The following is an 18,730-nucleotide window of genomic DNA, read 5'->3' as shown; positions in this document are numbered from 1 at the left end:
TCCTTCTCAGGCACCCGCCGCGTCGGCGGCGGAGGCGGCGGTCTCGGCGATGAGTTCACGCGCGGCGTCGAGGTCGTCCGGCGTCTTCACGGCCAGGTTCCTGACCCCCTTGAGCGCGCGCTTGGCGAGACCGGTCAGCGTGCCACCGGGGCACACCTCGATCAGCGCCGTGACGCCGAGCTCCTGGAACGTGTCCATGCACAGGTCCCAGCGGACCGGGTTCGCCACCTGGCCGACGAGGCGGGAGACCACCTCGGTGCCGCTCGCGACGGCCTGGCCGTCCCGGTTCGAGACGTACGTGAGCCGCGGGTCCGCGATGTCGAGGCCCTGGGCGGCCTCCTCGAGGGCGGCGACCGCGGGAGCCATGTGGTGGGTGTGGAACGCGCCCGCGACCTTCAGCGGCACGACCTTGCGGACGCCCTCCGGCTTGTCCTCGGCCAGCGCGGCCAGCTGCTCGGCGGTGCCGGCGGCCACGATCTGGCCCGCGCCGTTCACGTTCGCCGGGGTGAGGCCGAGCTTCTCCAGGTGCGGAAGCGTCACCTCGGGGTCGCCGCCGAGGAGGGCGGCCATGCCGGTCTGCGTCACGGCGGCGGCCTCGGCCATGGCCAGACCCCGCTTGCGGACGAAGCCGAGCGCGGCGTCCTCGGACAGCACGCCCGCGTACGCGGCCGCGGTGATCTCGCCCACGCTGTGGCCCGCGACGGCGCCCGGCCTGATGTCACCCAGTGCCTGCGCGGAGAGCAGCCCCGCGGCGACGAGCAGCGGCTGCGCCACGGCGGTGTCACGGATCGCGTCGGCGTCCGCCTGCGTACCGTAGTGGACGAGGTCGAGCCCGATGGCGTCCGACCAGGCGGCGAGGCGGTCCGCGGCGCCGGGAAGGTCGAGCCAGGGGGTCAGGAAGCCGGGCGTCTGAGCGCCTTGGCCGGGAGCGACGAGTACGAGCACTCTCACACTCTCTCTTGTGGACAGTACGAACCGCCCGTGGGGACAGGGACGAAGAACCGCTGGGGGAATTGTAGGGGGCCGACAAACCCCTACGGTTGGGGATCGCCAGCGGCCAGGCGTCCCAAGATCAGTGCGATCCGCAGTGTGAAGGCGGAGCGTACATCTGAAGGAGACCATCCGGTGACGTCGGTCACACGTCGAAGCCGGTAGCGCACGGTGTTGGGATGCACAAAGAGCATCCGGGCGGCACCCTCCAGGCTGCTCGCCTGCTCCAGGTAGACACTGAGGGTCTCCAGGAGCGCGGAGCCTGCTTCCTCCAGTGGTCTGTAGATCTCCTCCACCAGCTGTTCCCGTGCGGCCGGATCGCCCGCCATCGCCCGCTCGGGCAGCAAATCGTCCGCGAGCACCGGACGGGGGGCGTCCTGCCAGGCGGCGCAGGCCTTGAGCCCGGCCGCGGCGGCCTGGGCCGAGCGGGTCGCGGCGAGCAGGTCGGGCACGATCGGCCCGGCCACCACGGGCCCGGCCGCGTACGGCCCGATCAGGGCCTTGGCCACGGCGAGCGGATTGTCGTTGCCGCCCGCGATGACCACCAGACGGGCGCCGAGCACCCCGGTGAGGACCTGGAGCTTGGCGTGCCGGGCGGCCCTGCGGATGGCCTCGACGGTCAGCTCGCTGTCCCCGTCGGGGGCGGTGCCGAGGACCACGCACACGTGGTCGGGGGAGTTCCAGCCGAGCGCGGCGGCCCGGGACACGGCGCCCTCGTCGGCCTCGCCGGACAGCACGGCGTTCACCACGAGGGACTCCAGGCGGGCGTCCCAGGCACCGCGTGCCTCGGCGGCCTGGGCGTACACCTGAGCGGTGGCGAAGGCGATCTCGCGGGCGTAGACGAGCAGCGCCTCGCGCAGCACCGCCTCGTCGCCGGGCGCGGCCACCTCGTCGATGGCGGACTCCATGACCTCGATGGTCGTCCGCACCATCTCCACGGTCTGGCGCAGCGTGATGGCGCGGGTCAGCTCGCGCGGCGCGGTCCCGAAGACGTCCGTCGAGATCGCCTGCGGGGCGTCCGGGTGCCGGAACCACTCGGTGAACGCGGCGATGCCGGCCTGGGCGACCAGACCGATCCACGAGCGGTTCTCCGGTGGCATGGCCCGGTACCAGGACAGCGTCTCGTCCATGCGCGCGATGGCCTGCGCGGCGAGGCTGCCGGACGACTTCTCCAGACGCCTCAGGGTCGCGGTGTGCGCGTGGGCGCGGACGGCACGGGCCGGACCCGTGGCCGCGGCGCCTGTGTCCTGGTGGATTTCGTTCGCTGAGGGTTCGGGCACGGGGACAAGACTGCCTTATCGGGGCGGCGGCGTGCGGGGCCGGGTCTACCGTGGGGGACGTGATTGATGTGCGGCGCTCCGGCGAGCGGTACCCCGGCGGCGACCCCGGGGCGGGGATCGACTCCTACCACGCGTTCTCCTTCGGGCCCTACTACGAGCCCGACAACCTCCGCTTCGGCGCGATACTCGCCTGCAACGAGGAGCGCCTCGCCCCCGGCGCGGGCTTCGACGAGCACCCCCACAGCCACACGGAGATCGTCACGTGGGTGGTCGAGGGCGAGCTCACCCACCGCGACTCCACCGGCCACGAGTCGCTGATCGGGCCCGGCGACGTCCAGCACCTCAGCGCGGGCGCGGGCGTCCGCCACGTGGAGCGCAACGCGGGCCCCGCCCCCCTGACCTTCCTCCAGATGTGGCTCGCCCCCCTGGAGCCCGGCGGCGACCCCGCGTACGGGATCGTCCCCGGCATCGCCGACTCCACCCCCTACGCCCTGCCCGCGGCGGGCGCCCTCCTCCACGTCCGCCGCCTCTCGCCGGGCGAGCGCGCCGCGATCCCGCCCGCGCCGCACGTGTACGTCCACGTGGTGCGGGGCGAGGTCACCCTGGGCCAGGAGGAGCTGGGCCCCGGCGACTCGGTGCGCATCACGGAGGAGGAGGGCCTGGAAGCCGTGGCGTACGAGACCCCGGCGGAACTCCTCCTCTGGGAAATGCCCTAGCCGAGGCTCAGACCTCGGCCAGGACCGCGTCCGTGAAGGCGGGCCACGCCTCGACGGCCCACGGCCCGAAGGCCCGGTCGGTGAGGGCCACGCACGCGACCCCCGCGTCGGGGTCGACCCACAGGAACGTCCCGGCCTGCCCGAAGTGCCCGAAGGTCCGCGGCGAGGACGAGGCCCCGGTCCAGTGCGGGGCCTTCCCGTCCCGGATCTCGAAGCCGAGCCCCCAGTCGTTGGGGTTCTGGTGCCCGTAGCCCGGAAGCACCCCCTTGAGCCCCGGGTACGTCACCGACATGGCCGTCGCCACGGTGCGCGGGTCGAGCAGCCGGGGCGCCTGCACCTCGGCGGCGAACCGTACGAGGTCGTCGACGGTCGACACCCCGTCCTTGGCGGGCGACCCGCCGCCCGCGAGCCCCGTGGACGTCATCCCGAGGGGTTCGAGCACGGCCTGCCGCAGATAGTCGGCGAAGGGGATGTCCGTCGCCTTGGCGATGTGGTCCCCGAGCACCTCGAACCCGGCGTTGGAGTACAGCCGCCGCGTCCCGGGCGCGGCCATCACCTGGTGCTCGTCGAAGGCGAGCCCGCTGGTGTGCGCGAGCAGGTGCCGCACGGTCGACCCCTCGGGCCCGGCCGGTTCGTCGAGCTCGACGGCGCCCTCCTCGTACGCGACGAGCGCCGCGTACGCCGCGAGCGGCTTGGTGACCGAGGCCAGGGCGAAGCGGTGCGCGGTGGGTCCGCGGTTCCCGGCCACGGTGCCGTCCGCGCGGACGACGGCGGCGGCAGCGGTGGGGACCGGCCAGTTCTCGATCAGCTCCAGGCTCTGCATGCGTACGAGCGTAAGCGCCGCGCCACCGCGCCGGAGCCGGGGGGTCGGGCCGCGGGGGCGGGCGAAAACCCCTTGCTTCGAGTGCGCTCCAAGGCCCTAGCGTGGGGGCCATGACGGTCATGGAGACGGGGTCCGCTCTCGCGGAGAGCCACTACACGATCAGCGAGGTCGCCGCGGAGACCGGTCTGACCGCGCACACCCTGCGCTGGTACGAGCGGATCGGCCTGATGCCGCACATCGACCGCTCCCACACCGGCCAGCGCCGCTACCGCGACCGCGATCTGCGGTGGCTGACGTTCCTCGGCAAGCTGCGCACCACCGGCATGCCGGTGGCGGACATGGTGCGGTACGCGGAGCTGGTGCGCGCGGGCGACGACACCTTCGCCGAGCGCCAGGACCTCCTGGAGCGGACCCGGCGCGACGTCCGCGCGCGCATCGCGGAGCTCCAGGACACCCTCGCCGTGCTCGACCACAAGATCGGTTCGTACGCGGTGGCGCGGTCGGAGGCCGCCGTCAGCGCGGAGGCGGCCGCGGGCTCCTGCGGCCCCTGACCGCTCACAGCTCGGCGAGCAGCTCCGTCTTCTTCGCCGTGAACTCGTCGTCCGTGAGCAGGCCCGCCTGGTGCAGCTCGCCCAGGTGCCGGATGCGCTCGGCGATGTCGGCCGGGTCGCGCCGCGCCGCCGGGGCGGCCGGGGCGCTCTGCGCCGCTGGGGCCGGGCCGCACGCCCTGACGGCCGCGAGGACCGACGCGGCGAACGGCAGTGACTCGTGCACAGGGCCGTAGCCGAGCCCGAAGACGACCGCCGCCGGGTCCTGGTCGGCCTGGGCGGGCTGCGCCACCGGCGACTCGCGGCGCAGCAGCCGCAGATGCCCCTCGAAGACCTCCGGGGAGCGCCACTCGACCCCGCTCAGGTCGGTCACCGCGAAGCTCTGGTCCCCGGCCTTCCACTTGGCCGACGACGCGCCGGTCCAGAACCAGCGGAAGGCCACCGCCTTGCCGTCGAAGGACGCCTTCCCGTCGTACGCCTTGAACTGCAGCGGCACCTCGGGCGCGGCCACCAGATAGCGGTCCGCCTCGCCCGGGTCCTCGGCGGGCAGCAGGGCGCGCAGCTCGTCCGCGTAGTACTCGGCGAGCGTCTCCCGCTCCGCGGGCAGCACCAGGCGGTACGGGTCGGCCCCGTCCTTGAGCTGTCCCGCCGCTGCCTCCATCAGTGGATCGGCACCTGGTCTCGGGACCAGGTGCAGAACCGTCGTCCCCCGTTTGCCCGGTGTGAGCGTGACCCCCGCGATCGCCTCCAGGGGGATGCGGCGCTCGCCGAGAGCCTGGAACAGCTTCGGCGTACGGATCCCCCGTTCGAAGCGGATGAGCACGGAGTCGGACTCGAACTCCCAGGCGGCGTGAAAACCGGCCAGTACATCACCCATGCGGCTCATCGTATGCGGCACGCGCTCCTCCGTCTCTCCTGCGGCGGGCCGCTGTTTCGCCGATTTCTACGCGCGTCAGGCCGCCGTCGTACCGGAAATTCCGTCGTGGCAGCCCGCGTCCCCGTCGGCGCAGCGCACCGCGCCGTACGCGCCGACGCCGATCCGGGCGAAGTTGCTGAGGCTGTCCGTGCCCGGCTCGAAATAGCCGGTGTGGCCCCGGGCGCGGTCGGCGGACACCACGCGGGCGCCGAAGCCGCCCGACACCGGGTCGGCGCCGTGGCCGAGCCCGCCGACTTCCATGTGCGGCACATCCTGGATCCAGTCGTCGCTGTCCCGTGCGGCCCAGACCCGCGCGCGGGTGCCGAGCCCTGACACGTTGTCGGCGCGCATCCCGGGGCTGCCCGCGACCGCGATGTCCGTGACCCGGTCGGGCAGCCGCCTCGCGGCGACCCCGCACACCACCGAGCCGTAGCTGTGGCAGTACAGCGCCACGCCGGTGCGCCCCGGCAGGGCGCGGACCAGCGAGTCGAGGCGGACGGCGCCGTCGTCGGCCCGCATGGAGGTGGCGGCGTCCACACCGAGCCCGACGGGCGTGGTGTAGTCGGCCCACGCGATCACGGCGGTCCGGGTGCGGGGGTCGGTCCTGCGCTCGGCGCGGTAGAGGGACCGGGCCATGCCCACGGGCGCCGCGTACTTGCGCTGGGTCCGCTCGAAGGTGAGGACGTCGGTGTCGACGCCGGGCACGATGACCGACACGCGGCTCGCCCGGTCGAGGTCGCCGAGGACCTCGGCCATGCGGCCCGAGCCCATCGGGTCGAAGGCGAGGACCTGGCGGTCGGGGCGCATCATCACGCCGAACCGCTTCATCCTGCGCTCCGCCTCCTGCTTGCCGACGGGCGAGAGCCGGTCGTCGTGCATGCGCCGCCGCTCGATCACCCGGGCCTGCTTGAGGGCGATGCGGTTCGCGCGGTAGCGCAGCCCCACGGGGGCGCCGTTCATGTTGCCGACCGCGAGCGGGTAGCGCAGGGCGAGCCGGTCGCGCTGGTACGCGGTGAGCGAGGCGAAGAACCGCGCGAGCCGGTCGGCGGGCGCGCCGGGGTCGGGCAGCTCGCGTCCGTCGATGTGCCCCCGCTCCCAGGCGGCGAGGGTGGCTTCGAGCGGCGACGCGTCGCCTCTGTTCTGGCGCACCGCGGTCCACCCGGTGGTCGCCAGCATGACGAACACGACGGTGAGCGCGAGCAGCGCGCGCCAGATGCTGAGTTGGGGGGATGAGTCGAAGGAAGTCACTGCGGGACACCCTAGGAGAAGGCTGAAGCCCGCCGTGCACGGGGTGAGGCAGATCACGTTTCTTGCTGGGTATTTGCGGCAAAGCGGGCGCACGTCGTATCGGATCGTCACGCTCCGTCGAAGGGGCGTACGTGTGGCGCGCGTGGGGCGCGAGGGGGAGCGGGGACGGGAGCCACCACGAAGCGTCAAGCTTCGCTACCCAACGTGGCGGTCGGTGAGGGGGGTTGACCGGCCCCGTCCGGCGTCGGCCGCCGCCCCCGGGAACGGTCCGCCGCACCCCGGGCGCGGGGCGGGTCAGCGGCCCCGGTGCCAGTCCTGCGCGAGCGCGCCCAGGTGGTCGAGGTACTCCTCCGTGGTGGCGCGGATCGACGCGACGCTGACGTCCTCGCCGGTGGCCCACAGCCGCCCGGCCGCCCGCATGACGCCGCCGAACGCGGCGGTCGCCACCCGCGGCCGCGGATCGGCGGGGTCCAGGCCCTCCCGCTCGGCGAGCACCTGCGCGGCCCGCGCCTCCAGTTCGGTGGAGCGGTGCAGATGGGCGGCGAGCAGCGAGGGCGTCGACTCGATCATCTGGTACGTACGGATGTGGAGTTCGACCGGGATCAGCTCGGCCATCGCCTCGTTCATGGCCTCCCAGGAGTCGAGCACGGCCCCGCGCAGCGCCACGAACGGCGGCTCGCCCGGGGGGCGTTCGCGCAGCGCCCGCATGAAGCGGGTCTCCACCATCTCGGGGACGGCGAAGGCGGTCTCCTGCTTGCCCGCGAAATGCCGGAAGAAGGTGCGCTGGGAGACGTCGACGGCCTCGACGATCTCGTCGACCGTCGTCTCCTCGAACCCCTGTGTGGTGAACAGTTCGAGCGCCGTGCGCAGCAGCGCGTCGCGGGTGCGCCGCTTCTTGAGTTCGCGCAAGCCGGGCCTGGTCACGCCGCTCTCTTTTCTCCTGGAGTCCGCTCACCCTATCCGTGCCCTCCGGGGAGCGCGGGCGCATGCGTCAGTGGCTGTCCTGTGAGGCTCCCTACCAAGTGTCAGCGGCTGACACTAGCCTCGGTCCATGACGACTCAGACTCCGATCGGCTCGGCGGACAAGCCGCCGGATCCGTCCTCGACCTCCGCCCCGGGCAAGGGACTTCGCGGCCATCCCTGGCTGACCCTGGTGTCCGTCGGGATCGGCGTGATGATGGTGGCCCTCGACGGCACGATCGTCGCGGTCGCCAACCCGGCCATCACCAAGGACCTGGACGCCACCCTCGCGGACGTCCAATGGATCACCAACGGCTATCTGCTCGCGCTCGCCGTCGCCCTCATCACGGCGGGCAAGCTCGGTGACCGCTTCGGCCACCGCCAGACCTATCTCATCGGCGTCGTGGGCTTCGCCGCCGCGTCGGGCGCCATCGGCCTGTCCGGCACCGTCTCCCTCGTCATCGCCTTCCGCGTGCTCCAGGGGCTGTTCGGCGCGCTCCTCATGCCCGCCGCACTCGGCCTGCTGCGGGCGACCTTCCCGGCCGAGAAGCTGAACATGGCCATCGGCGTCTGGGGCATGATCATCGGCGCCTCCACCGCGGGCGGCCCCATCGTCGGCGGCCTGCTCGTCGAGCACGTCAGCTGGCAGTCGGTCTTCTACATCAACGTGCCCGTCGGCGCCCTCGCGCTCGTCCTCGGTCTGGTGATCCTCAAGGACCACCGTGCGGAGAAGGCGCCCCGGTCCTTCGACGCCCTCGGCATCGTGCTGCTCTCGGCCGCGATGTTCGCCCTGGTCTGGGGGCTCATCAAGGCGGGTGACCCGTGGGGCTGGGGCAGCGGGAAGACGTGGCTGTTCCTCGGCGGCTCCGTCCTGTGCTTCGTCCTGTTCGCCTTCTGGGAGACCCGGGTCGAGGAGCCGCTGATCCCGCTCGCCCTGTTCCGGTCGGTGGCGCTGTCCGCGGGCGTGGCCCTGATGGTCCTGATGGCCTTCGCCTTCCTCGGCGGCCTGTTCTTCGTGACCTTCTACTTGCAGAACGTGCACGGCATGAGCCCCGTCGACAGCGGCCTGCACCTGCTGCCGCTGACCACCATGATGATCGTCTCCTCGCCGGTCGCGGGCGCCCTGATCACCCGGGTGGGGCCGCGCATCCCGCTCATGGCGGGCATGGTCTGCACCGCCGCCGCGATGTTCGGCATGACGAGCCTGACGGAGGACACCGGCACCCTCGCGATGTCCCTGTGGTTCGCGCTGCTCGGCCTCGGCCTCGCGCCGGTCCTGGTCGGCGCCACCGAAGTCATCGTGGGCAACGCCCCGTTGGAGCTGTCCGGCGTCGCGGGCGGCCTCCAGCAGGCGGGCATGCAGGTCGGCGGCAGCCTCGGCACGGCCGTCCTCGGCGCGGTGATGTCCACCACCGTGGACTCCGACCTGGCGGGCAACTGGCGGGACGCCGGGCTGCCCGGCACCCCGCCGCCCGGCCTGGAGAAGGCGGCCTCGACCGGATCGGTGCCCGAGGAACTGGCCAAGTCCCCCGGCATGACCGAGAGCACCTTCGCCCGCATCACCGACGTCGTCCACGACACCTTCATGTCGGGCCTGGGCGTCGCGTTCGCCGTGGCGGGCGTGGTCGGCGCGCTCGCGGCGGCGGTGGCCCTCCTGACCAAACGCGGCACGAACACGGAGCCGGGAGCCGAAGCGGACCACATCTAGCCGCCGCCCCAAGGGGCAGCGCCCCAAAGGGGCGCGGGGAACTGCGCGACAAGCCACGACGCACCCGCGGGCGAGAGGCGGCCGACAGCGGCACGGCGAAGCGCCCGGGTGTTCTCGGGGAGATCCCCTGAGGGTGAGGGGCCAGGCCCCTTGGGGCTCAGCCCGGGGGGTTTCGCCTATCAGGGTGAGCCCCACCGAAACCCCTTCCCGCCCCCGGGACCCGCGGCGGAGAGTGGCGACAAGTGATCGATGCGACACGGGGGTTCACACACATGCGTACGACCAAACCCGCCGCCACCTTCACGGCCCTCACCGCCGCCGCGCTCGCCGCGGCGGTCCTGACCCCCGCCCACGCGGGCACCGCGGGCACCGCGGGCACCACAGCCCCGGCACGGGCCGGTGCCGCGCCCCCGGGCAAGCTCGGCGCGTGCGGGCCCGGCGAGCTCTGCCTCTGGGAGAAGGCGGGCTTCAAGGGCCGGCGGCACGTGTTCGAGCTGGCCGGGGTCGACATCGAGAGCTGCGTCGCGCTGCCGGAGGGGGGCAGCGCGCAGGCCCTCGCCAACCGCACCGGCCGCCCCGTCACGACGTATCAGTCCCGGGAGTGCGCCGAGACGGCCGAGTTCAACACCTATCCCGGGGGTGGCACCTGGGCCCCCGAATCGCCCTACCGCGTCAGGGCGTTCAAGGTCTGGGAGCGCTGAGGCGCGCGGCCGCCCGGCCCCTCGGCGGGCACGTCAGGGCCTGCGGGGCCCGGGGACGGGCGGGGCGGCCGCCTCCTCGTCGGACACCGGGAGCGGCACGGGGCCGCCGGACAGCGCGGCGACCTGCGCCCGCAGCGCCATCACCTCCGCGGTGAGGGCCTCGATCGCCGCGGTCTGGCGCCGCTCCTCCAGGTTGTCCTTCTCGAAGCGGGCGATGAACCACGCCGCGATGTTGGCGGTGACCACACCGAGCAGCGCGATGCCCGACAGCATCAGGCCCACCGCGAGCACCCGGCCGAGCCCGGTGGTCGGCGCGTGGTCGCCGTAGCCCACGGTCGTCATCGTGGTGAAGGACCACCACACGGCGTCCCCCAGGGTCTTGATGTTGCCGTCCGGCGAATCCCGCTCCACGGACAGCACCGCGAGCGAGCCGAACATCAACAGGCCGACCACGGCCCCCACGACATACGTGGTCAGACGTATCTGTGACGCCATCCGCGCCCGCCGCCCCACCAGGAGCAGCGTCGCGACGAGCCGAAGCAGTCGCAGCGGCTGGATCATCGGCAGGACCACGGCACACAGGTCGAGCCAGTGCGTGCGGACGAAGTGCCCCCGGTGCCCGGCCAGCGAGAGCCGCACCAGGTAGTCGGCGGCGAACGAACCCCAGACGAACCACTCCACCGCCGTGCAGGCGCTCGTCAGGGACGCGCTCGCCTCGGGCCTGACTATCGGTACGGCGTAGGCGACGGCGAAGGCCACGGCCAGGGCGAGCAGCGGACGTTGCGTGCGGCGCTCCCAGCGGACCTGTGCCGACGGCTGCCGCTCGGCCATTTCCTCCATGAGCGCATCGTAGGAAAAGCCCGAAGGGCGACGGGCCCCGGGCCCGTCGCCCTTCGCACTGATGAGGTGTTCGCAGGAGGTGGAGGGTGGTGGAGAGGCGCGCCGGAGCGCGTTACGCGTCGCCCCCGGCGGCGCCCGGGTCGGCCGCCGTCACGTCCAGGAGCTGGTAGCGGTCGATCGCCTGCTTCAGCGCGGAGCGGTCCACCTTGCCCTCGCGGGCCAGCTCGGTGAGGACCGCGACCACGATCGACTGCGCGTCGATGTGGAAGTAGCGGCGGGCGGCGCCCCGGGTGTCGGCGAAGCCGAACCCGTCGGCGCCGAGCGACTGGTAGGTGCCCGGGACCCAGCGGGAGATCTGGTCCGGGACGCTGCGCATCCAGTCGGAGACCGCCACGAACGGGCCCTCGGACCCCGACAGCTTGCGCGTCACGTACGGCACGCGCTGCTCCTCCTCGGGGTGCAGCAGATTGTGCCGCTCCACCTCCACGGCCTCGCGGCGCAGCTCGTTCCAGGAGGTCGCGGACCAGACGTCCGCCCGCACGTTCCACTCCTCGGCGAGGACGCGCTGCGCCTCCAGGGCCCACGGCACCGAGACGCCGGAGGCGAGGATCTGTGCCGGAATGGCGCCCCGCTCGCCGGACTTGAGGCGGTGGACGCCCTTGAGGATGCCCTCCACGTCCACGTCCGCCGGCTCGGCCGGGTGCTGGATCGGCTCGTTGTAGACGGTCAGGTAGTAGAAGACGTCCTCGCCCGGCTTGCCGTCGGCCGTCTCGCCGTACATCCGGCGCAGGCCGTCCTTGACGATGTGGGCGATCTCGAAGCCGTACGCCGGGTCGTACGCCACACAGGCCGGGTTGGTGGAGGCGAGCAGCTGCGAGTGGCCGTCCGCGTGCTGGAGCCCCTCGCCGGTCAGCGTCGTGCGCCCGGCGGTCGCGCCGAGCACGAAACCGCGCGAGAGCTGGTCGCCCATCTGCCAGAACTGGTCGCCGGTCCGCTGGAAACCGAACATCGAGTAGAAGACGTACACCGGGATCAGCGGTTCGCCGTGCGTCGCGTAGGCGGAGCCCGCGGCGATCAGGGACGCCGTGCAGCCCGCCTCCGAGATGCCGTCGTGCAGCATCTGGCCGGTCGGCGACTCCTTGTACGCGAGCAGGAGTTCGCGGTCCACGGCCTCGTACTGCTGGCCGAGCGGGTTGTAGATCTTCGCGCTCGGGAAGAAGGAGTCCATGCCGAAGGTGCGGTATTCGTCAGGGGCGATCAGCACGAAGCGCTTGCCGATCTCCTTGTCCCGCATCAGGTCCTTGAGCAGCCGTACGAACGCCATGGTGGTGGCGATGGACTGCTGGCCGGAGCCCTTCTTCACGGACGCGTACGTCTTGTCCTCCGGCAGCTGCAGCGGCTTGGCGCGCACGACCCGGGTCGGGACGTAGCCGCCGAGGCCCTTGCGGCGGTCGTGCATGTACTGGATCTCTTCGGAGTCGCGGCCCGGGTGGTAGTAGGGCGGCGCGCCGTCCTCCAGCTGCTTGTCGGTGATCGGCAGGTGCAGCCGGTCCCGGAAGCGCTTGAGGTCGTCCACGGTCAGCTTCTTCATCTGGTGCGTGGCGTTGCGGCCCTCGAAGTTCGGGCCGAGCGTCCAGCCCTTGATCGTCTTGGCCAGGATCACCGTCGGCTGGCCCTTGTGCGCCTTGGCCGCGGAGAACGCCGCGAAGATCTTCCGGTGGTCGTGACCGCCGCGGCCCAGGTGCAGGACCTGGTCGTCGGTCATGTTCTCGACCATGGCGCGCAGCCGCTGGTCCTCGCCGAAGAAGTGGTCGCGGATGTACGCGCCGGTCTCCGTGGCGTACGTCTGGAACTGGCCGTCCGGGGTGGTGTTCATCTTGTTGACCAGGACGCCGTCGCGGTCCTGGGCGAGCAGCGGGTCCCAGCTGCGGTCCCACACCAGCTTGATGACGTTCCAGCCCGCGCCCCGGAAGATCGACTCCAGCTCCTGGATGATCTTGCCGTTGCCGCGCACGGGGCCGTCGAGGCGCTGGAGGTTGCAGTTCACGACGAACGTGAGGTTGTCCAGGCCCTCGCGCGCGGCCAGGGAGAGCTGGCCGAGCGACTCCGGCTCGTCCATCTCGCCGTCGCCGAGGAAGGCCCAGACGTGCGACTTCGTCGTGTCGGCGATGTCGCGCGCCTCCATATAACGATTCATGCGGGCCTGGAAGATCGCGCCGAGCGGCCCGAGACCCATCGAAACCGTCGGGAACTCCCAGAAGTCCGGCATCAGGCGCGGATGCGGATAAGAGGAGAGGCCGTACGGCTCTTTGGACTTCTCCTGCCGGAAGGCGTCGAGCTGCTGCTCGCTCAGTCGGTCGAGCAGGAAGGCGCGGGCGTAGATGCCCGGCGACGCGTGCCCCTGGAAGAAGATCTGGTCGCCGCCGTCGCCCTCGTCCTTGCCGCGGAAGAAGTGGTTGAAGCCCACGTCGTAGAGCGAGGCGGAGGAGGCGAAGGTGGCGATGTGGCCGCCCACGCCGATGCCGGGGCGCTGGGCGCGCGAGACCATCACCGCGGCGTTCCAGCGGGTCGCGTTGAGGATCTTCCGCTCGATCTCCTCGTTGCCGGGGAAGAACGGCTCGTCCTTGGTGGCGATGGTGTTGACGTAGTCCGTGCTGCGCATCTCGGGCACGGCGACGCGCTTCTCACGTGCGCGTTCGATCAGCCGGAGCATCAGATAGCGGGCCCGCTCACGGCCGCGCTCGTCGACGGCCGCGTCGAGGGAGTCGAGCCATTCCTGGGTCTCTTCGGGGTCGAAGTCCGGGACCTGGCTGGGAAGACCGCCAATGATGATCGGGTTGCGATCGGATCCGGAAGCCACGCTGTTCCTTCGCTGTGTTGTCGCGCATGCACGCGATCGGATTCGTGCTCTGCCTTGACCTGCTCTGAAACTCTGCTCTGCGCTGTACGTGTGCTGTACCGGTACGTACGACGTTCACCATCGTGTACCCCGGTGGTGGATACGTCATCTCTACCGGGGGGTAACCGGGATGCTGACTGGTGACCCTGGGGTAGGCTCGGTCAAATCGCAACGATACGCCCATCCTGCCTAAGGGCCGCGCGGCCCCGTACGGGCCCGACGGATGTGGCGGGAGTTGCGGTGACACGGCCGGGAACGTCACCGTTTCGGCGGTCTCGACGGCCGGGTACTTGCGCGATCCGTCCCGCCCGTGTGGACTACGGCCAATGCCCCGCGCACGCGCGTGGCTGAAGGCATTCCCAAAAACATGATCAGGAGGCAATCCGTGAGCGCGACCGCGGACCACGCGGAGACGAACCTTGCCGTAAGGCTGGGTTTCCAGCCCGACATGGTGGTCCAGGAGATCGGCTACGACGACGACGTCGACCAGGAGCTCCGCGAGGCCATCGAGCAGGCTACCGGCACGGAGCTCGTCGACGAGGAATACGACGACGTGGCTGATGCCGTGGTGCTCTGGTTCCGTGAGGACGACGGGGACCTGACTGATGCGCTGGTGGATGCCATCGCGTACATGGAGGAGGGCGGCTCGATCCTGCTCCTCACACCGAAGACGGGCAGGGACGGCTACGTCGAGCCCAGCGAGATCGGTGAGGCGTCCACCACGGCGGGTCTGTCCCAGACCAAGAGCATCAACGCGGGCAAGGACTGGAACGGCAGTCGGCTCATCACGCCCAAGGGTGCCGCCAAGAAGAGGTAGCCGGCCATAGGCCCACCGCACGGCCCCCGACGGTCCCGCCCGTCGGGGGCCTCACGTGTTCCGCCACCCGCCACCCGCCCCTCCCCGTTCCGGGCCGGGGAGCCCGCCGTAGGCTGGGGGCGCCCCAATGGCGTACCCGAAGGGAAGTGGGTCCTCGTGACGGTTGCGGTCGGCGAGACGGCTCCGGAGTTCGAGCTCAAGGACAACCACGGGCGGACCGTGCGGCTGGCGGACTTCCGTGGACGGAAGAACGTCGTGCTGCTGTTCTACCCGTTCGCCTTCACCGGCGTGTGCACCGGCGAGCTGTGCGCGCTGCGCGACGAGCTGCCCACGTTCGTCAACGACGACACGCAGCTGCTCGCCGTCTCCAACGACTCGATGCACACCCTGCGGGTCTTCGCGGAGCAGGAGGGCCTCGAATACCCGCTGCTCTCCGACTTCTGGCCGCACGGCGAGGTGTCCCGGGCCTACGGCGTCTTCGACGAGGACAAGGGCTGCGCGGTGCGCGGCACCTTCATCATCGACAAGGACGGCGTGGTGCGCTGGACCGTCGTGAACGGCCTCCCCGACGCCCGCGACCTGAACGAGTACGTCAAGGCCCTCGAGGACCTCGGCGGCCGCTGAGGCGGCGGTCGCCCCCTAGGGGCGACACCCTGGGATTCTTCGGGTGCGGAGCCTGTGGCGGGCGGGAACCGCTCACTAGGATCCAGACGTTGATCCGATGGCAAGCACGACTGGGGCTCCCCGCCCCTGGACACTATTTGGGAGGACTCGTGGGAGTCAGCCTCAGCAAGGGCGGCAACGTATCGCTGAGCAAGGAGGCGCCTGGTCTGACCGCGGTCACGATCGGCCTCGGCTGGGACGTCCGTACCACCACCGGTACGGACTTCGACCTGGACGCCAGCGCCATCCTGACGAACGCGGAGGGCAAGGTCACCAGCGACCAGAACTTCGTGTTCTTCAACAACCTGAAGAGCCCGGACGGCTCCGTCGAGCACACCGGTGACAACATCACCGGTGAGGGCGAGGGCGACGACGAGCAGATCAAGGTCAACCTCGTGGCCGTCCCGGCCGACGTCGAGAAGATCGTCTTCCCGGTCTCCATCTACGACGCCGAGAACCGCCAGCAGTCCTTCGGCCAGGTCCGCAACGCCTTCATCCGCGTGGTGAACCAGGCCGGCGAGGCGGAGATCGCCCGTTACGACCTCTCCGAGGACGCCTCCACGGAGACGGCCATGGTCTTCGGCGAGCTCTACCGCCACGGCGCCGAGTGGAAGTTCCGCGCCGTCGGCCAGGGCTACGCCTCGGGCCTGCGCGGCATCGCGCAGGACTTCGGCGTCAACGTCTGAGCCGAGCAGTCCGCAAGACCCGAGCCGTCCGGCGCCGCACTCCCGAGTGCGGCGCCGGACGCGCTCAGCACCACAGCCCAACGGCAGGCACCACCCCGGGGAGGACACGATCATGGGCGTCACACTCGCCAAGGGAGGAAACGTCTCCCTGTCCAAGGCCGCACCCGACCTCACCCAGGTGATGGTCGGACTCGGCTGGGACGCTCGCTCCACCACCGGAGCCCCCTTCGACCTCGACGCCAGTGCCCTGCTGTGCCAGTCGGGCCGGGTCCTGGGCGACGAGTGGTTCGTCTTCTACAACAACCTGAAGAGCCCGGACGGCTCCGTCGAGCACACCGGTGACAACCTCACGGGCGAGGGCGACGGGGACGACGAGTCGCTGCTCGTGGACCTGTCCAAGGTCCCGGCCCACTGCGACAAGATCGTCTTCCCGGTCTCGATCCACGAGGCGGACAACCGGGGACAGACATTCGGCCAAGTCAGCAACGCGTTCATCCGCGTGGTCAACCAGGCGGACGGCCAGGAGCTCGCCCGCTACGACCTCAGCGAGGACGCCTCCACGGAGACCGCGATGATCTTCGGCGAGGTGTACCGCTACGGCGGCGAATGGAAGTTCCGCGCCGTCGGTCAGGGGTACGCGTCCGGTCTGCGGGGCATCGCTCTAGACTTCGGAGTCAATGTTTCCTAAAGGACTCTGCCCGGGCTCCCCAAACAGCTGACGCGGTCGGCTCGCGGGGGTTCCCGGGAAGCCCCCGGCAGCGCGAGCGGCCGGGGACGGCGCGGGGGAGACCCGTACACACACGATTGGGTAGCCAGTGGTTCTGAAAACCTTCGGCTGGTCGTTCGCAGTCACTGCGCTCGGCTTGGTCGCAGCGGTGCTCTTTGGGGGGTGGACGGCGTTCGGGATCGTGGCGATCCTGTCCATCCTGGAGATCTCGCTGTCCTTCGACAACGCGGTGGTCAACGCCGGGATCCTGAAGAAGATGAATGCCTTCTGGCAGAAGATCTTCCTCACCGTCGGCATTCTCATCGCCGTCTTCGGCATGCGCCTCGTCTTCCCGGTCGTGATCGTCGCCGTCAGCGCGAGCATGGGCCCGATCGAAGCGGTCAAGCTCGCGCTCAACGACAAGGACCAGTACCAGCAGCTGGTCACGGACGCGCACCCGTCCATCGCCGCCTTCGGTGGCATGTTCCTGCTGATGATCTTCCTCGACTTCGTCTTCGAGGACCGGGACATCAAGTGGCTCGGCTGGCTGGAGCGCCCGCTCGCCAAGCTCGGCAAGGTCGACATGCTGTCGGTGTGCATCGCGCTCGTCGTGCTGCTCGTCTCCGCGATGACCTTCGCCAAGAACGCGCACCAGCACGGCGGCACCCACGCCGACAAGGCGGAAACGGTCCTGATCTCCGGTGTGGCGGGTCTGATCACCTATCTGATCGTGGGCGGTCTCTCCAGCTACTTCGAGGACAAGCTGGAGGAAGAGGAGGAGCGCGAGCACGAGGCCGAGGAGGAGGCCAAGGCCAAGGGCAAGCAGGTCTCGGTGATCCAGCTCGCCGGCAAGGCCGCGTTCTTCATGTTCCTCTACCTGGAGGTCCTGGACGCGTCCTTCTCCTTCGACGGCGTCATCGGCGCCTTCGCGGTCACCAACGACATCGTCCTGATGGCGCTCGGCCTCGGCATCGGCGCGATGTACGTCCGGTCGCTCACGGTCTACCTGGTCCGCCAGGGCACCCTCGACGACTACGTCTACCTGGAGCACGGCGCGCACTACGCCATCGGCGCGCTCGCCGGGGTCCTGCTCGTCACGATCCAGTTCGAGATCCACGAGCTCATCACCGGCTCCATCGGCGTCATCCTCATCGGCGCCTCCTTCTGGTCGTCCGTGCGCCGAAACAAGGCGCTGGCGGCGGCCGAAGGACAGTCGGGCTCGGACGAGAAGGCCGAGGTCTCCTCGGGCGTCTGACGCCCCGGGCCCCGGCCCGGCCACGAGCACCGCACTGGCGGCGTCCCCGGCACGGGGGCGCCGCCAGTGGCGTCCGGGCGCTGCCGTACGGTGAGATCCGGATCACTGGACGGGACGTGTGACACCGGCCCCGGCGAGGAATTCTTCTGTTCGGGGCCGCTGTTGGGGCGCGACTCCCCGGCCGCCCCGGGGGCGCGGGCGGACGGTGACCGGGGCATCGAGTGGGGGGTAGGCATGGGCTTCTTCGACGGTCTGCGGCCCGGGCGGGCGATGGACTTCGCGGCGGGCGCGGCCGCGACGAACGCCATCGAGCTGACCAAGCGGCATCCGATGGTCTCGCTCACCAAACAGGGCGCGGCCACGGGCAACCTCCGCGTCAATCTGTCCTGGCAGATGCGGACGTCCGACCTCATCGGCAAGAAGCGCGGCGGCGGCCTGCTGCGCCACCCCTTCAAACTGTTCCAGCCCGAAGAGGTCCAGGCGCACACCCAGAGCATGGTCAATGTGGACCTCGACCTCGGCTGTCTGTACGAGCTGACGGACGGCGCCAAGGGCGTGGTGCAGCCGCTCGGCAACTTCTTCGGGAGCATCAACTCGCCGCCCTATGTGAAGGGCAGCGGCGACGACCGGTTCGGCTCGGGCACGGGCGAGACGCTGTACGTCAACCTCGACCACCGGGAGTCCATCAAGCGGCTCCTGGTGTTCGTCTACATCTACGACCAGACCCCGGCGTTCGACCGCACCCACGCCAAGGTCACGCTCTACCCCAGCAACGGCCCGCGGATCGAGATCGACCTGGACGAGCGCCAGCCGCAGGCCCGCTCGTGCGCGGTGGTCCTGCTGGAGAACATCAAGGACGAGCTGATCGTGCGCCGCGAGGTGAAGTTCGTCTACGGCTTCCAGGCGGAGCTGGACCGGCTCTACGGCTGGGGCCTGCAGTGGGGCCGCGGCTACAAGTCCAAGGTCGGCTGAGC

At 70.9% G+C, this 18,730-nt stretch carries 18 protein-coding genes; 10 read left to right on the top strand and 8 right to left on the bottom strand.

Going from position 1 to position 18,730, the window contains the following annotated elements:
* Nucleotides 1-6: 6 nt before the first annotated feature.
* Both C9F11_RS13500 and C9F11_RS13495 read right to left on the bottom strand, forming a co-directional pair.
* Nucleotides 7-945 (bottom strand): ACP S-malonyltransferase, encoded by a 939-nt coding sequence (locus tag C9F11_RS13500; protein WP_138966440.1) that lies wholly within the window; start codon nt 943-945, stop codon nt 7-9.
* An 89-nt stretch (nt 946-1,034) separates the two neighbouring features.
* Nucleotides 1,035-2,246, bottom strand: coding sequence for a helix-turn-helix domain-containing protein (locus C9F11_RS13495; RefSeq protein ID WP_138966438.1), 1,212 nt, complete (start codon nt 2,244-2,246; stop codon nt 1,035-1,037).
* A gap of 83 nt (nt 2,247-2,329) precedes the next feature.
* Here C9F11_RS13495 and C9F11_RS13490 point away from each other — a divergent pair, with 83 nt between their 5' ends.
* Nucleotides 2,330-2,986 carry a pirin family protein gene (locus C9F11_RS13490; RefSeq protein ID WP_171075728.1) on the top strand — a complete coding sequence of 219 codons (657 nt, stop codon included), beginning with the start codon at nt 2,330-2,332 and terminating at the stop codon, nt 2,984-2,986.
* Nucleotides 2,987-2,993: 7 nt separating this feature from the next.
* Here the strand turns inward: C9F11_RS13490 and C9F11_RS13485 are convergent, their stop codons facing one another.
* Nucleotides 2,994-3,809 carry a serine hydrolase domain-containing protein gene (locus C9F11_RS13485; RefSeq protein WP_138959525.1) on the bottom strand — a complete coding sequence of 272 codons (816 nt, stop codon included), beginning with the start codon at nt 3,807-3,809 and terminating at the stop codon, nt 2,994-2,996.
* Between the two features lie 110 nt (nt 3,810-3,919).
* Between C9F11_RS13485 and C9F11_RS13480 the strand changes: the two genes are divergently transcribed.
* Entirely contained in the window at nt 3,920-4,360 is a 441-nt protein-coding gene (locus C9F11_RS13480) for a MerR family transcriptional regulator (protein ID WP_138959524.1), read from the top strand.
* 4 nt (nt 4,361-4,364) lie between these two features.
* Here C9F11_RS13480 and C9F11_RS13475 read toward each other — a convergent pair whose 3' ends face one another.
* The 3 genes from C9F11_RS13475 to C9F11_RS13465 form a co-directional block, all read right to left on the bottom strand.
* Nucleotides 4,365-5,234 (bottom strand): DUF4429 domain-containing protein, encoded by an 870-nt coding sequence (locus C9F11_RS13475; protein WP_171075727.1) that lies wholly within the window; start codon nt 5,232-5,234, stop codon nt 4,365-4,367.
* A 75-nt stretch (nt 5,235-5,309) separates the two neighbouring features.
* Nucleotides 5,310-6,521 carry an alpha/beta hydrolase gene (locus C9F11_RS13470; RefSeq protein WP_138959523.1) on the bottom strand — a complete coding sequence of 404 codons (1,212 nt, stop codon included), beginning with the start codon at nt 6,519-6,521 and terminating at the stop codon, nt 5,310-5,312.
* 294 nt (nt 6,522-6,815) lie between these two features.
* Complete coding sequence (locus C9F11_RS13465) at nt 6,816-7,445, bottom strand: TetR/AcrR family transcriptional regulator (protein ID WP_249401715.1); 630 nt, start codon at nt 7,443-7,445, stop codon at nt 6,816-6,818.
* 127 nt (nt 7,446-7,572) lie between these two features.
* On the opposite strand from C9F11_RS13465, the gene C9F11_RS13460 reads away from it, so the two are divergent.
* Together C9F11_RS13460 and C9F11_RS13455 are read left to right on the top strand one after the other, a co-directional pair.
* Entirely contained in the window at nt 7,573-9,189 is a 1,617-nt protein-coding gene (locus tag C9F11_RS13460) for an MFS transporter (RefSeq protein ID WP_138959522.1), read from the top strand.
* A gap of 272 nt (nt 9,190-9,461) precedes the next feature.
* Nucleotides 9,462-9,890: a peptidase inhibitor family I36 protein gene (locus C9F11_RS13455; RefSeq protein WP_138959521.1), complete on the top strand. Its 429-nt coding sequence runs from the start codon at nt 9,462-9,464 to the stop codon at nt 9,888-9,890.
* Between the two features lie 33 nt (nt 9,891-9,923).
* Here the strand turns inward: C9F11_RS13455 and C9F11_RS13450 are convergent, their stop codons facing one another.
* Together C9F11_RS13450 and aceE are read right to left on the bottom strand one after the other, a co-directional pair.
* Nucleotides 9,924-10,721, bottom strand: coding sequence for a potassium channel family protein (locus C9F11_RS13450; RefSeq protein WP_138966429.1), 798 nt, complete (start codon nt 10,719-10,721; stop codon nt 9,924-9,926).
* Between the two features lie 121 nt (nt 10,722-10,842).
* Nucleotides 10,843-13,590, bottom strand: coding sequence for a pyruvate dehydrogenase (acetyl-transferring), homodimeric type (gene aceE / locus C9F11_RS13445; RefSeq protein WP_138959520.1), 2,748 nt, complete (start codon nt 13,588-13,590; stop codon nt 10,843-10,845).
* A 424-nt stretch (nt 13,591-14,014) separates the two neighbouring features.
* Here aceE and C9F11_RS13440 point away from each other — a divergent pair, with 424 nt between their 5' ends.
* From C9F11_RS13440 to C9F11_RS13415, 6 genes are all read left to right on the top strand, one after another.
* A complete protein-coding gene (locus C9F11_RS13440) occupies nt 14,015-14,446 on the top strand; it encodes a DUF3052 domain-containing protein (RefSeq protein WP_030566407.1) in 432 nt (143 codons plus the stop codon).
* A gap of 156 nt (nt 14,447-14,602) precedes the next feature.
* Nucleotides 14,603-15,070, top strand: a complete 468-nt coding sequence (locus tag C9F11_RS13435) for a peroxiredoxin (RefSeq protein ID WP_138959519.1) — start codon at nt 14,603-14,605, stop codon at nt 15,068-15,070.
* A 149-nt stretch (nt 15,071-15,219) separates the two neighbouring features.
* Nucleotides 15,220-15,795: a TerD family protein gene (locus C9F11_RS13430; protein WP_138959518.1), complete on the top strand. Its 576-nt coding sequence runs from the start codon at nt 15,220-15,222 to the stop codon at nt 15,793-15,795.
* 112 nt (nt 15,796-15,907) lie between these two features.
* A complete protein-coding gene (locus C9F11_RS13425) occupies nt 15,908-16,483 on the top strand; it encodes a TerD family protein (RefSeq protein WP_138959517.1) in 576 nt (191 codons plus the stop codon).
* Between the two features lie 127 nt (nt 16,484-16,610).
* On the top strand, nt 16,611-17,756 hold the full coding sequence (locus C9F11_RS13420; protein ID WP_138959516.1) for a DUF475 domain-containing protein: 1,146 nt from the start codon (nt 16,611-16,613) through the stop codon (nt 17,754-17,756).
* A 234-nt stretch (nt 17,757-17,990) separates the two neighbouring features.
* Nucleotides 17,991-18,728 carry a Tellurium resistance gene (locus C9F11_RS13415; protein ID WP_138959515.1) on the top strand — a complete coding sequence of 246 codons (738 nt, stop codon included), beginning with the start codon at nt 17,991-17,993 and terminating at the stop codon, nt 18,726-18,728.
* Nucleotides 18,729-18,730 lie beyond the last annotated feature (2 nt).

This window comes from Streptomyces sp. YIM 121038 (assembly GCF_006088715.1).
In the GTDB taxonomy this organism is placed as follows: Bacteria; Actinomycetota; Actinomycetes; order Streptomycetales; family Streptomycetaceae; genus Streptomyces.
This window is presented reverse-complemented; position numbering and strand designations above follow the sequence as displayed.

Bases quoted from the DNA above. Each gene is read 5' to 3' on its own strand.
- C9F11_RS13485 (WP_138959525.1), bottom strand. From the start codon at position 3,809: ATGCAGAGCCTGGAGCTGATCGAGAACTGGCCGGTCCCCACCGCTGCC.
- C9F11_RS13480 (WP_138959524.1), top strand. From the start codon at position 3,920: ATGACGGTCATGGAGACGGGGTCCGCTCTCGCGGAGAGCCACTACACG.
- C9F11_RS13475 (WP_171075727.1), bottom strand. From the start codon at position 5,234: ATGGGTGATGTACTGGCCGGTTTTCACGCCGCCTGGGAGTTCGAGTCC.
- C9F11_RS13460 (WP_138959522.1), top strand. From the start codon at position 7,573: ATGACGACTCAGACTCCGATCGGCTCGGCGGACAAGCCGCCGGATCCG.
- C9F11_RS13455 (WP_138959521.1), top strand. From the start codon at position 9,462: ATGCGTACGACCAAACCCGCCGCCACCTTCACGGCCCTCACCGCCGCC.
- C9F11_RS13450 (WP_138966429.1), bottom strand. From the start codon at position 10,721: ATGGCCGAGCGGCAGCCGTCGGCACAGGTCCGCTGGGAGCGCCGCACG.
- C9F11_RS13425 (WP_138959517.1), top strand. From the start codon at position 15,908: ATGGGCGTCACACTCGCCAAGGGAGGAAACGTCTCCCTGTCCAAGGCC.
- C9F11_RS13415 (WP_138959515.1), top strand. From the start codon at position 17,991: ATGGGCTTCTTCGACGGTCTGCGGCCCGGGCGGGCGATGGACTTCGCG.